10 protein-coding genes are annotated in these 13350 nt (G+C 67.2%); 5 read left to right on the top strand and 5 right to left on the bottom strand.

The annotated features are described in order from the left end of the window. Positions 1 to 31 precede the first annotated feature (31 nt). Positions 32 to 475 (bottom strand): rhodanese-like domain-containing protein, encoded by a 444-nt coding sequence (locus VF522_RS10145; RefSeq protein ID WP_330908136.1) that lies wholly within the window; start codon positions 473 to 475, stop codon positions 32 to 34. Positions 476 to 512: 37 nt separating this feature from the next. Beyond that, positions 513 to 1301, bottom strand: a complete 789-nt coding sequence (locus VF522_RS10140) for a fumarylacetoacetate hydrolase family protein (RefSeq protein ID WP_330908135.1) — start codon at positions 1299 to 1301, stop codon at positions 513 to 515. Between the two features lie 150 nt (positions 1302 to 1451). Here VF522_RS10140 and VF522_RS10135 point away from each other — a divergent pair, with 150 nt between their 5' ends. From VF522_RS10135 to icmF, 4 genes are all read left to right on the top strand, one after another. After that, the gene (locus VF522_RS10135) at positions 1452 to 2564 is read left to right on the top strand and encodes a TRAP transporter substrate-binding protein (protein WP_330908134.1); all 1113 of its coding nucleotides are present in this window, start codon (positions 1452 to 1454) and stop codon (positions 2562 to 2564) included. A 103-nt stretch (positions 2565 to 2667) separates the two neighbouring features. Next, positions 2668 to 3321: a TRAP transporter small permease subunit gene (locus VF522_RS10130; RefSeq protein ID WP_330908133.1), complete on the top strand. Its 654-nt coding sequence runs from the start codon at positions 2668 to 2670 to the stop codon at positions 3319 to 3321. Beyond that, complete coding sequence (locus tag VF522_RS10125; protein WP_330908132.1) at positions 3321 to 5303, top strand: TRAP transporter large permease subunit; 1983 nt, start codon at positions 3321 to 3323, stop codon at positions 5301 to 5303. Before VF522_RS10130 ends, VF522_RS10125 begins: the two co-directional genes overlap by 1 nt. Positions 5304 to 5448: 145 nt before the next feature. Further along, positions 5449 to 8742: a fused isobutyryl-CoA mutase/GTPase IcmF gene (gene icmF, locus VF522_RS10120; protein ID WP_330908131.1), complete on the top strand. Its 3294-nt coding sequence runs from the start codon at positions 5449 to 5451 to the stop codon at positions 8740 to 8742. Between the two features lie 47 nt (positions 8743 to 8789). Here the strand turns inward: icmF and VF522_RS10115 are convergent, their stop codons facing one another. Next, positions 8790 to 9890, bottom strand: a complete 1101-nt coding sequence (locus tag VF522_RS10115; protein ID WP_330908130.1) for a 3-deoxy-7-phosphoheptulonate synthase — start codon at positions 9888 to 9890, stop codon at positions 8790 to 8792. A gap of 38 nt (positions 9891 to 9928) precedes the next feature. On the opposite strand from VF522_RS10115, the gene VF522_RS10110 reads away from it, so the two are divergent. Then, on the top strand, positions 9929 to 10702 hold the full coding sequence (locus VF522_RS10110; RefSeq protein ID WP_330908129.1) for an alpha/beta hydrolase: 774 nt from the start codon (positions 9929 to 9931) through the stop codon (positions 10700 to 10702). A 101-nt stretch (positions 10703 to 10803) separates the two neighbouring features. Here VF522_RS10110 and glgX read toward each other — a convergent pair whose 3' ends face one another. Both glgX and VF522_RS10100 read right to left on the bottom strand, forming a co-directional pair. Further along, positions 10804 to 12924 (bottom strand): glycogen debranching protein GlgX, encoded by a 2121-nt coding sequence (glgX, locus tag VF522_RS10105; RefSeq protein ID WP_330908128.1) that lies wholly within the window; start codon positions 12922 to 12924, stop codon positions 10804 to 10806. Next, complete coding sequence (locus VF522_RS10100) at positions 12924 to 13301, bottom strand: DUF192 domain-containing protein (protein WP_330908127.1); 378 nt, start codon at positions 13299 to 13301, stop codon at positions 12924 to 12926. The genes glgX and VF522_RS10100 overlap by 1 nt, the downstream gene beginning before the upstream one ends. Positions 13302 to 13350: the final 49 nt, after the last annotated feature.

Here is a 13350-nt window from a genome sequence, read left to right as displayed (position 1 = left end):
TCCTTGTTCTGGGAAATGGGAAAGCGCGCGATCAGCCCTGGCGCCAGGGCAGCCCGCGCACGCGCCAGCCGCCGATCGTGTCGCGGTGGCCCTGCGGGTCGGGGTCGCCCTGGAAACCTTCCAGGATGTTGTAGGCCTCGTAGCCGAGTTCGGTGGCCCGCTTCGACGACGCGATCGAGCGGATGCCGCTGCGGCAAAGCATCACCAGCCTGCCGCCCGCCGGCACCCTGGCGCGCAGGTCTTCGTCGAATTGGGCCCGGATCTGCATGCCGGGCCAGTGCTTCCACTCGATGTTCACCGCGCCGGGGACGAAGCCCACCCAGTCGCGTTCGGCATCGGTGCGGATGTCCACCAGCACCGCCTCGCCGGCCTGCCACCAGCGGCAGGCGAGCTCGGGCGTGACGTCGCCCGCATAGCCCTGCGCGGGGCGGGGCTGGTCGCTATTTGTGGGGGAAGGGTTCGGGGCGGCGCTCATGCCGGCAATTCTGCCAGCGCGCCGCCCCGGGGGACGATCAGACGATCTTGACGCTGAGGTTCGGCAGCCTGTCGATGTGGATCTCGATCACGTCGCCGCGCACCACGGGGCCGACGTTCTCCGGCGTGCCCGAGTAGATGATGTCGCCGGGCTGGAGCTCGTTGGCCTCCGACAGGTTGGCGATCTGCTCGGCCACCGACCAGATCATCTGGTTCAGGTTGGCGTTCTGCTTGGTCTGGCCGTTGACCTTCAGCCAGATGTTGCCCGCGTTGAAGTGCCCGACCTGCGCCACGCGGTGGACCGGACCGATCACCGCGGAATTGTCGAAGCTCTTGCCGATCTCCCAGGGCTTCTTCTGGTCGCCCATGGCGCGCTGCAGGTCGCGGCGGGTCATGTCCAGGCCCAGCGTGTAGCCGTACACGTGGTCGAGCGCGCTCGCCGCCGGGATGTTGCGGCCGCCGCGGCCGATCGCCGCCACCAGCTCCACCTCGTAGTGGTAGTTCTTCGTGAGCGACGGGTAAGCGTGGTCCGCCACCTTGCCCGGCGCCACCAGCTGGATCGCGTCGGTCGGCTTCTGGAAGAAGAAGGGCGGCTCGCGGTCGGGGTTGGAACCCATCTCGATCGCATGGGCGCGGTAGTTGCGGCCGATGCAATAGACGCGCCGCACCGGGAACACCTCGTCACTGCCCACGATGGGGATGGTGCTTCCCCGTATCGCGAAGGGCGTGCGCGCATTCGCCGCGGCGGTGGTGCCGGTGCTGGCGCAACCGGCCAGTCCGGCAGCAGCGGCCGCCGCTGATCCTTGGAAGAAGTGTCGTCTATCCACGTGGTCTCCTTGATTTGCGTGGTGTTTCCTGCAAAGGCGACAGCATCTCGTCAGCAATGGGGCTCCGTGCTCCGTGTAAACCCTATTTCTACTTGAAAGGGCCGAATCAAAGATAGCTTGCTAACTATTCCAACGCAAAGGAGACAACCGATGTCCGAAGCCCAGACCCCCCGCCGCCGCAGCCTCCTGAAGGGCGCAGCCGTCGCCGCCGGTGCCATGTCGGCCCCGATGGTGGCAGTGGCCCAGACCACGTCGTTCCGCTTCCAGAGCACCTGGCCGGCGAAGGACATCTTCCACGAGTACGCCAACGACTTCGCCAAGAAGGTGAACGACATGGCGGGCGGCCGCCTGAAGATCGAGGTGCTGCCCTCCGGCGCCGTGGTGCCCGCGTTCCAGCTGCTGGAAGCCGTCAACAAGGGCACGCTCGATGGCGGCCACGGCGTGGTGGCGTACCACTACGGCAAGAACTCCGCGCTGGCCCTGTGGGGCTCGGGCCCGGCCTACGGCATGGACCCCAACATGGTGCTGGCCTGGCACAACTACGGCGGCGGCAAGGCGCTGCTGGAAGAGATCTACAAGGCGATCAACATGGACGTCGTGTCGTACCTGTACGGCCCGATGCCCACCCAGCCCCTCGGCTGGTTCAAGAAGCCCGTGTCGAACGTGGCGCAGATCAAGGGCCTGAAGTTCCGCACGGTGGGCCTGTCGGTGGACATCTTCACCGAGCTGGGCGCCGCGGTGAACCCGCTGCCCGGCGGCGAGATCGTCCCCGCGCTGGACCGCGGCCTGATCGACGCGGCGGAATTCAACAACGCCTCCTCGGACCGCGCGCTCGGCTTCCAGGACGTGTCGAAGAACTGCATGCTGCAAAGCTTCCACCAGTCCGGCGAGCAGTTCGAGATCCTGTTCAACAAGGCCAAGTACAACGCCCTGCCGGCGGAGCTCAAGGCGATCATCGACTACGCCGTGCAGGCCTCCAGCGCCGACATGAGCTGGAAGGCGATCGACCGCAACTCCAAGGACTACATCGAGCTGAAGACCAAGGACAAGGTGAAGTTCTACAAGACGCCTGATGCGATCCTGAAGGCGCAGCTCGATGCCTGGGACAAGGTGATCGCCAAGAAGCAGACCGACAACCCGCACTTCAAGAAGGTGCTGGACTCGCAGAAGGCCTTCGCGCAGCGCGCCGGCCAGTGGCAGAACGACTACATGGTGGACTTCAAGATGGCCTGGAACCGCTACTTCTCCGGTAAGAAGGCCTGACGCGAAGCTTCCGCCCTGCGGCGGCCAGCCTCGGGATCATCCCGGCGCTGGCCGTTTTTTTGGCCTCGTGACGCAGCGAGACGACGGAAACCGAGCACAAAGCATGACAATTCAGAAACTGCTCCACGGCGTGGAATCCCTGAGCACCCTGATCGGCAAGGCCTTCGCCTGGCTGATCGTGGCGCTGATGCTCATGGTGTGCGTGGAGGTCTTCAAGCGCTACATCATGAACATGCCCACCGCGTGGGTGTTCGACGTCAGCAACATGATGTACGGCACGCTGTTCATGATGGCGGGCGCGTACGCGCTGGCGCATGACGCGCACGTGCGCGGCGACTTCCTCTACGGCAGCATGAAGCCGCGCCGCCAGGCGAGCCTGGACCTGATCCTCTTCGTCGTCTTCTTCCTCCCCGGCATCATGGCGCTCACCTGGTCGGGCTGGGTCTATGCGGGAGACGCACTGAAGATCCGCGAGACGACGTTCAACGCGACGCCGCTGCCGATCTATCCCTTCAAGTACATCATCCCGATCGCGGGAGCCACGGTGCTGCTGCAGGGGATCTCCGAGATGCTGCGCTGCATCGTGTGCCTGCGCACCGGCGAATGGACGCCGCGCCTGCAGGACGCGCAGGAAATCGACGTGGTGGAGCAGCAGCTCGCCAGCAGCACCTACGTGGACGAAGAAGCGCGCCGCGACGCCATCGCGCGCGCCAAGAACATCGACGAAATCGCGCGCCAGCGCATGGAGCAGGAGTGATGAGCGACGCCGCCCTCGGGCTCACCATGTTGGGCCTCATCGTGGTCGTGATCATGATGGGGTTTCCCACCGCCTTCACCCTCATGGGTCTCGGGATCATGTTCGGCTGGGTCGCCTTCTACGACCCCAACGTGCATTTCTGGGACAACCGGGTCTTCGACCTGATGGTGCAGCGCGCCTTCGGCGCGATGAACAACGACACGCTGCTGTCCATCCCGTTGTTCGTTCTGATGGGATACGTCATGGAACGCGGGGCGCTGGTGGACAAGATGTTCCACAGCGTGCAGCTCGCGTTCCGCCGCCTGCCCGGATCGCTCGCGATCACCACGCTGATCATCTGCACCTTCTGGGGCATCGCCTCGGGCCTGGTCGGCGCGGTGGTGGTGCTGATGGGCGTGATCGCGATGCGCCCCATGCTCAACGCGGGCTACGACGTGCGCCTCGCCTCGGGCGTGATCACCGCCGGCGGCACGCTGGGCATCCTGATCCCGCCCTCGGTGATGATCATCGTGTACGCCGCGGTGGCGGGCCAGTCGGTGGTGAAGCTGTATGCCGCCGCGATGTTCCCGGGCTTCTTCCTGGCGCTGCTCTACGTGATCTACGTGGTCGGCTGGGTGCTGCTCAACCCGAAGATCGCGCCCAAGCTGCCGGCCGACCAGATGAAGGTGGCGATCCCCGGCTGGCTGCAGCACCTGTCGGCGACCTACTCGCGGCGCATCCTGCCGGCGCTGGCCGCCGCCGTCGTGGCGCCCCGCCGCGCGCTGGCCGCCGCCGGCGCGGAAACGTCGCTGCGCTGGAGCAACCTGGCGCGCGCGCTGGGCCTGTCGCTCGTGCCGGTGCTGCTCACCGTCGTCCTGCTGGGCACCGTGTGGTGGTACGTGACGATCTATTCGCAGAAGACCGAAGCGCCGCCGGCCGTGACCGCGCCCGCGGACAAGAGCCCCGCGCCGGCGACCCTGCCGGAACCTGCCGCCGGTGGCCTGCAGGAGCCCCCCGCGGCCGGGGGCCTGCAGGAACCGCCGGCTGCCGGTGGCTTGCAGGAACCTCCCGCCAGCGGCGGCGTGCAGGAACCTCCGGGAGCCGCCGAATCGGCGGGTGTGCAGGAGCCTCCGGGCGCCGCTGCGTCGAGCGGCGTGCAGTTGCCGCCCGGCGCGGCGTCCTCCGACGGTGAACTCCAGAGCCTGAACGGCACGACGGTCGCCGACGCGCCCGAGCCCGTGCCGCAAGCCTTCTACATCGGCTTCTGGATCGCCTGCGCGCTCGCGGCGCTGGCGCTCGCCTGGTACTACTGGCGCTTCGACGCCGAGCAGTTCGAGATCCTGCGCATGCTCACCTCCTCGGTGATGCCGCTGGCGATCCTGACCTTCGTGGTACTGGCGGTGATCCTGTTCGGCATCACCACCGCCACGGAGTCGGCCGCCGTCGGCGCGGCGGGCGCCTTCCTGATGGCGTGGCAGGCGCGCACGCTCAACTGGCAGCGCACCAAGGAGGCGGTGTTCCTCACCGCCAAGACGACCGCCATGGTGTGCTGGCTGTTCATCGGCTCGGCGATCTTCTCCGCGGTGTTCGCCATCCTGGGCGGGCAGGCGCTGGTGGAGCGCTGGGTGCTGAGCATGGACCTGTCGCCGATCCAGTTCATGCTGCTGTCGCAGGCGATCATCTTCGTGCTGGGCTGGCCGCTGGAGTGGACCGAGATCATCGTGATCTTCGTGCCGATCTTCCTGCCGCTGCTGCAGCACTTCCAGATCGACCCGATGCTGTGGGGGGTGCTGGTGTTCGTCAACCTGCAGGCGGCCTTCCTCTCGCCGCCGGTGGCCATGTCGGCCTTCTACCTGAAGGGCGTCTCGCCACCGCACGTGACGATCAACCAGATCTTCGCGGGGATGATGCCGTACATGCTGATCGTGATCGTCTGCATGGTGCTGATGTACATCTGGCCGAGCCTGACGCTCTGGCTGCCGAACTACCTGTACGGCCGCTGAGCAGCCTCAGCGTCGTAGGGTGGGCAAGCTGCGCTTGCCCACCGTGTCCAGCAAGGGCGCCCGCGGGCGCCCTTTTTTCGTCCCCCGCGCCGTTGACGTTGACGTAAACGTCAATTACGCTCGCGGTTCCTGGAGACATGCCCCCATGACCGACCTGTCCGCCGAATTCAAGGCGCTGGCGAACTACCGCCCCACGAACAAAGTCCGCTTCGTCACCGCCGCCAGCCTGTTCGACGGCCACGACGCGGCCATCAACATCATGCGGCGCATCCTGCAGGGCATGGGCGCGGAGGTGGTCCACCTCGGGCACAACCGCAGCGTCGACGAGGTCGTCACCGCCGCCCTGCAGGAGGACGTGCAGGGCATCGCGGTCAGCTCCTACCAGGGCGGCCACGTCGAGTACTTCAAGTACATGGTCGACCTGCTGCGGCAGCGCGGCGGCGAGCACATCCAGGTGTTCGGCGGCGGCGGCGGCGTCATCGTGCCTTCGGAGATCCGCGAACTGCAGGACTACGGCGTCGCGCGCATCTACAGCCCCGAGGACGGCCAGCGCATGGGCCTCGCGGGCATGATCGGCGAGATGGTGATGCGCTGCGACCAGGACGTGTCGCAGCGCGCGCCGACGGCGCTCGGGGCGATCCAGGGCCACGAAGAGAAGCACTGGCGCGCCCTCGCCCAGCTGATCACCGCGCTGGAGAACGGCAACGCCGACGCCCAGCTGCTGCAGGCGATCCGCAGGGAAGCGGACCAGCGCCCTGCCCCCGTGCTGGGCATCACCGGCACCGGCGGCGCCGGCAAGTCCTCGCTCACCGACGAACTGGTGCGGCGCCTGCGCCTCGACCAGGACGACAGCCTGCGCATCGCCATCATTTCGATCGACCCCTCGCGGCGCAAGACCGGTGGCGCCCTGCTGGGCGACCGCATCCGCATGAACGCGATCTCGCCCTGGCAGCAAGGTCCGCGCGTGTACATGCGCTCGCTCGCCACCCGCGACTTCGGCAGCGAGATCAGCAAGGCGCTGCCCGACGTGGTCGCCGCCTGCAAGGCCGCTGGCTTCGACCTGGTGATCGTCGAGACCTCCGGCATCGGCCAGGGCGACGCCGCGATCGTGCCGCACGTGGACATCCCCGTGTACGTGATGACGCCGGAATTCGGCGCCGCCAGCCAGCTCGAGAAGATCGACATGCTGGACTTCGCCGAGTTCGTGGCGATCAACAAGTTCGACCGCAAGGGAGCGGCCGACGCGCTGCGCGACGTCGCCAAGCAGGTTCAGCGCAACCGCAATGCCTTCGGCCAGCGGCCGGAGGAAATGCCGGTGTTCGGCACCATGGCGGCGCGCTTCAACGACGACGGCGTCACCGCGCTGTACCAGGCATTGAAGCCGCGGCTCGCCGCGGCGGGATTGCAGTTGAAGGAAGGCCGCCTGCCGGCCGCGAACGTGCGGCACAGCACCAACCAGTCACCGGTGGTGCCGCCCGCGCGCACGCGATACCTCGCCGATATCAGCGAGACGGTGCGCGGCTACAAGAAGCGCGGGCGCGAACAGGTGCAGCTCGCGCGCGAGATCCAGCAACTGAAGGAAGCCGCGCGCATGCTCAAGGTCGGCAAGCCCGACCGCGCGCCGGCGGCCGAAGCTTCCCTCGACCTCGCCGCGCAGCGCCTGTCCCGCATGGACAAGGATGCGCTGCACCTGCTCAAGCAGTGGCCCGACATGCAGAAGGCCTACGCCGGCGACGAGTACGTGGTGAAGATCCGCGACCGCGAGATCCGCACCAAGCTCACGTACACCTCGCTCTCCGGCACCACCGTGCGCAAGGTGAGCTTGCCGCCCTACGAGGACCACGGCGAGATCCTGAAGTGGCTGATGCTGGAGAACGTGCCCGGCAGCTTTCCGTACACCGCCGGCGTGTTCGCCTTCAAGCGCGAGAACGAGGACCCGACGCGCATGTTCGCCGGCGAGGGAGACGCCTTCCGCACCAACCGGCGCTTCAAGCTGCTGTCGCACGGCCTGCCGGCCAAGCGCCTGTCGACCGCCTTCGATTCGGTCACGCTGTACGGCAACGATCCCGATCCGCGGCCCGACATCTACGGCAAGGTGGGCAACTCCGGCGTGTCGATCGCGACGCTGGACGACATGGAGGTGCTCTACTCGGGTTTCGACCTGTGCGACCCGGCGACTTCCGTGTCGATGACGATCAACGGCCCGGCGCCGACCATCCTGGCGATGTTCATGAACACCGCCATCGACCAGAACATCGACAAGTTCAAGGCCGACAACGGCCGCGAGCCGACCCACACCGAAACCGCCAAGATCAGGGAATGGGTGCTGGCCAACGTGCGCGGCACGGTGCAGGCCGACATCCTGAAGGAAGACCAGGGCCAGAACACCTGCATCTTCTCCACCGAGTTCTCGCTCAAGGTGATGGGCGACATCGCCGAGTACTTCGTGCACCACGACGTGCGCAACTTCTATTCGGTGTCGATCTCGGGCTACCACATCGCCGAGGCGGGCGCGAACCCGATCTCGCAGCTGGCCTTCACGCTGTCGAACGGCTTCACCTTCGTCGAGGCCTATCTCGCCCGCGGGATGCACATCGACGACTTCGCGCCCAACCTCTCCTTCTTCTTCTCCAACGGCATGGATCCGGAGTACACGGTGCTGGGCCGCGTGGCGCGCCGCATCTGGGCGGTGGCGATGAGGGACAAGTACGGCGCCAACGAGCGCAGCCAGAAGCTGAAGTACCACATCCAGACTTCCGGCCGCTCGCTGCACGCCCAGGAGATCGCCTTCAACGACATCCGCACCACGCTGCAGGCGCTGATCGCGATCTACGACAACTGCAACTCGCTGCACACCAACGCCTACGACGAGGCGATCACCACGCCCACCGAGGAGAGCGTGCGGCGCGCGATGGCGATCCAGCTGGTCATCAACCGCGAATGGGGCCTGGCGAAGAACGAGAACCCGAACCAGGGTGCGTTCGTGATCGAGGAGCTCACCGAGCTGGTGGAAGAGGCAGTGCTCGCGGAATTCGAGCGCATCGCGGAGCGCGGCGGCGTGCTGGGCGCGATGGAGACCGGCTACCAGCGCGGGCGCATCCAGGACGAGAGCATGCACTACGAGATGCTCAAGCACACGGGCGAGCTGCCCATCATCGGCGTCAACACCTTCCGCAATCCGCATGGCGACGCGATCCACGACAAGCTGGAGCTGGCGCGCTCCACCGAAGAGGAGAAGCAGGGCCAGCTGCAGCGGCTGCGCGACTTCCACGCACGCAACGCGGCGCAGGCGCCGGCGATGCTTCAGCGCCTGCAGCAGGCGGTGATCGAGAACCGCAACGTGTTCGACGTCCTGATGGATGCGGTGCGGGTGTGCTCGCTGGGGCAGATCACGAGCGCGCTGTTCGAGGTGGGCGGGCAGTATCGGCGGAATATGTAGAAGCGCGGCGGCTGTTCGCTGGGGTTGCACCCCAGCGATGCGAAGCGTCAACCGCGTTTCCGCACCGCTCCCGCCAACTCCCGCAACACCTCCTCCGTCTGCTCCCACCCGATGCACCCATCGGTGATGGACACCCCGTGCTGCAGCGCCACCCCCGGCTTCAGGTCCTGCTTGCCCGGCTGCAGGTGGCTTTCGATCATCACCCCGAGAATGCGCTGCTCGCCGCGCTCGATCTGCGCGGCGACGTCGCGCGCCACCTCGGCCTGGCGCCGGTAATCCTTGGCCGAATTCGCGTGCGAGCAGTCCACCATCACGCGCCCGGTCACGCCCGCCTTGCGCAGCCGCGCGCACGCGTCCTCGACGTCTTGCGCCTTGTAGTTCGGCCCGCCGGAGCCGCCACGCAGGATGATGTGGCAGTCGCCGTTACCCTCGGTCTCGAACACCGCCGCCACGCCCATCTTGGTCATGCCCATGAAGGCATGCGGCGAGCGGCAGGCGATCAGCGCATCGGCGGCCATCTGCACGCTGCCGTCGGTGCCGTTCTTGAAGCCGATCGGGCAGGACAGGCCGGAGGCGAGCTGCCGGTGGCTGGGACTCTCGGTGGTGCGCGCGCCGATCGCGCCCCAGCTCACCAGGTCCGAGATGTACTGCGGGCTCAGGAGGTCGAGGAACTCGGTGGCCGCGGGCAGTCCCAGCTGCGCGACTTCCAGCAGCAGCTGGCGCGCGAGCCGCAAGCCCTCGTTGATGCGGAAGCTGCCGTCCAGGCGCGGGTCGTTGATGTAGCCCTTCCAGCCCACCGTGGTGCGCGGCTTCTCGAAGTAGACCCGCATGACCACCAGCAGGTCTTCGCGCAGTTCGTCCGCCAGGGCGCGCAGGCGCCGCGCGTACTCCATCGCCTGCGCGTGGTCGTGGATCGAGCAGGGCCCGACGATCGCCAGCAGGCGCCGGTCGTTGCCGTGCACGATGGCCGCCACGTCGTCGCGGCTGCGTTCCACGAAGGCCTGCACCGCATCGTCGGCCGGCAGTTCGTACTGCAGCAGCGCCGGCGAGATCAGCGGGCGGACGTCGCGGATGCGCACGTCGTCCAGGCGCGTGGCCTGCGGCATTTCCTCGTCGCCCTCGGGGCGCACGGGATGGCTGGGATTCATCGGCATCTCTCCAGGAGCTATCCACTATATTGTCCGCCATGGCCTTCGCATCCCTGGGCGCCGCCGGCATGGCGCTGCGCATCGAGTACGAATGGGCCGGCACCGCGGGCGCGGGCGCGCCGGTGCTGGTGTTCCTGCACGAGGGCCTGGGCTCGGTCTCGATGTGGCGGGATTTCCCGGCGCGGCTGTGCGAAGCGGTGGGCATGCGCGGCCTGGTCTATTCGCGGCCGGGGTATGGCCGTTCGACGCCGCGTCCGGCGGACATCAAGTGGCAGCCGGATTTCATGCACGTGCAGGCGCGGGACGTGCTGCCGGCGCTGCTGGAGGAACTGGGGGTGGACCAGCCCTGGCTGTTCGGCCACAGCGATGGCGGCTCGATCGCGCTGCTGTACGCCGCGGCTTTCCCCGACGCACTGCGCGGGGCGATCGTGCTCGCGCCGCATATCCTGGTCGAGGACATTTCCGTGACGAGCATCGAGAAAGCGAAGCAGGCCTATTCGCAGACCGACCTGCGGCAGAAGCTCGCGCGCCATCACGACGACGTCGATTCGGCTTTCCGGGGCTGGAACGACGTGTGGCTCTCGCCGGCGTTCCGCGGCTGGAGCATCGAGGAGGAGATCCGGGCGATCCGGTGCCCGCTGCTGGCGATGCAGGGCCTCGACGACGAATACGGCACGCTGGAGCAGGTCCGCGGGATCGCGCGGCGGGTGCCGCAGGCCAGGTTGCTGGAGATTCCGAAGTGCGGGCATTCGCCGCACAAGGACCAGCCGGAAGCGGTGATCGAGGCGGTGAAGACCTTCGTCAGCCAATAGGCGTCATCCCCGCGGAGGCGGGGATCCAGGGCATCAATGAAGCCGCGCGTTGCGCGGCGTGCAAGGGAAGCCCTGGGTCCCCGCCTGCGCGGGGGTGACGGCTATTTCAACGCGCACCTGAACAGCTTCATCGTCCGCGCCGGCAACAGCGTCTTCTCCCCAGCGACGTGCATTTCCCGCGCATCGTCGTTGCTGGTATCCAGCACCAGCTCCCACCCCTCGCCATCCGCCAGTTCCGGCAAGGTGAACTCCAGGTCCTCGTGCGACGCCGACAGCATCAGCAGCAGGTGGTCGTCCTTCAGCGCTTGCCCCTGGCGATCGGTCGCCCGCAAGCCGTTGCCCGCCAGGAACATCGCCAGCGACTGCGTGTGCGCGTTCTGCCAGTCCTCGTCCGTCATGATCTCGCCGTCATGCCGGTACCACATCACGTCGTGGATGTCGGTGCCGCGGATGGGACGGCCGGAAAAGAACTTCTGGCGGTGCAGCGCCGGGTGCTCCTTGCGCACGCGGATCAGCCGGCGCGTGAATTCCAGCAATGAAGCGTCGACCGCCTTCCAGTCGAACCAGCTGATCGCGTTGTCCTGGCAGTAGGCGTTGTTGTTGCCGTTCTGCGTGCGGCCGAACTCGTCGCCCCCCAGCAGCATCGGCGTGCCCTGCGACAGCAGCAGCGTCGCCAGGAAGTTGCGCTGCTGACGCGCGCGCAGCCGGTTGACCTCCGCGTCGTCCGTCGGTCCTTCCGCCCCGCAGTTCCAGGACCGGTTGTCGTTGTGGCCGTCCTGGTTGTTTTCCTGTTTGGCCTCGTTGTGCTTGTCGTTGTAGCTCACCGTGTCGCGCAGCGTGAAGCCGTCGTGCGCCGTCACGAAGTTGATGCTGGCCGAGGGCTTGCGGCCGTCGTCCTTGTACAGGTCGCTCGATCCCGTGAGCCGGTAGCCGAGATCGCTGGCCAGCCCGCCCTCGCCTTTCCAGAAGGCGCGGATCGAATCGCGGTAGATGCCGTTCCACTCGGCCCACTTCACCGGGAAGTTGCCCACCTGGTAGCCGCCGTCGCCCACGTCCCAGGGCTCCGCGATCAGCTTGACCTGGCTCAGCACCGGGTCCTGGTGGATGATGGTGAAGAAGCCCGAGAGCTGGTCGACCTCGTGCAGCCCGCGCGCCAGCGTGCTCGCCAGGTCGAAGCGGAAACCGTCGACGCGCATCTCCTGGCGCCAGTAGCGCAGCGAATCCATGATCAGCTGCAGCGTCTGCGGATGCCGCACGTTGAGCGTGTTGCCGGTGCCGGTGTAGTCGAAGTAGAAGCGCGGGTCGTCCGGCACCAGGCGGTAGTAGGTCGGGTTGTCGATGCCCTTGAAGCTCAAGGTCGGGCCCAGGTGATTGCCCTCGGAGGTATGGTTGTAGACCACGTCCAGGATCACCTCCAGCCCCGCCGCGTGCAGCGCCTTCACCATCTCCTTGAACTCGCGCACGGCGCCCGTGGCGTCGCCGCGGCGGAAAGCCGCGCTGTAGCGCAGTTCCGGCGCGAAGAAGTTGAGCGTCGAATAGCCCCAGTAGTTGGTGAGCTGCCGGTCCAGCAGGAAGGGATCGTCCAGGTGCGCGTGCACCGGCATCAGTTCCACCGCCGTCACGCCCAGTTTCGTCAGGTAGTCCAGCATCGCCGGATGCGCGAGGCCGGCGTAGGTGCCGCGCAGTTCCCCGGGCACGTCGGGGTGCAGCATCGTCATGCCCTTGACGTGCGCTTCGTAGATCACGCTCTCGTGCAGCGGCGTGTTGGGCCAGCGGTCGCCCGACCAGTCGAAGCGGTTGTCGGCGACCACGCCCAGCGGCACGCCGCGGCGGTCCTCGCGCACCATCGCGTGGTCCTCGCGCTCGTGCCCCAGCTCGTACGCGAACACGCCGCGCCCGAAATCCTCCAGCCCGTCGAGCGCCCGCGCATACGGATCGAGCAGCACCATGTTCGGGTTGAAGCGCAGGCCCTGGTCCGGCTCGTAAGGACCGTGCACGCGGAATCCGTAACGCTGGCCGGGCCGCACGCCGGGCAGGTAGCCGTGCCAGACGAAGTGGGTCTGCTCGCGCAGGGTGGTGCGCGTCTCCTGGCCGTCGTCGTCGAACAGGCAGACCTCGACCTTCGTCGCATTCTCCGAATACAAGGCGAAGTTCACGCCCTCGCCGTCCCAGGTGGCGCCCAGGGGATAGGACTCGCCCGGATGGACCGTCACGCCGGCCATCACGCGTTCTCCAGGAAGACGGGGCCGGTGAAGCGGTCGCCCGCGACGATGCCGCGCTCGTCGAACCAGCCCTGGTTCACCTCCAGCACGAAGCGCACCGGATGCCCCGAGGACTCGCCCTCCAGGTCGTGAGGCTCCAGGTCGGCGATCCGCAGGATGGTGCCGTCCTCGTCGAGGAAGGCGATCGACAGCGGCAGGGGCGTGTCCTTCATCCAGAAGTTCTGCACCTCGCAGTCGTCGCACATGAACAGCATGCCTTCGTCCTCGGGCAGCTCGCGGCGGAACATGAGGCCCTGCGCGCGCTCCTCGTCGCTGCGGGCGACATGGACCTGGATCGGATGGTCGCCGGCGGTGAGCTGCACACGGGGAAGGTTCATGGGACAGCATCGTCGCCGCTTCCCGGCGGCGCGGCCGTAGGACGGCGCC

The organism is Ramlibacter sp. (assembly GCF_036383835.1).
Lineage (GTDB): Bacteria > Pseudomonadota > Gammaproteobacteria > Burkholderiales > Burkholderiaceae_C > Ramlibacter.
The sequence above is the reverse complement of the archived record's forward strand: the minus strand, read 5'-3'. Positions and strand labels throughout refer to the sequence as shown.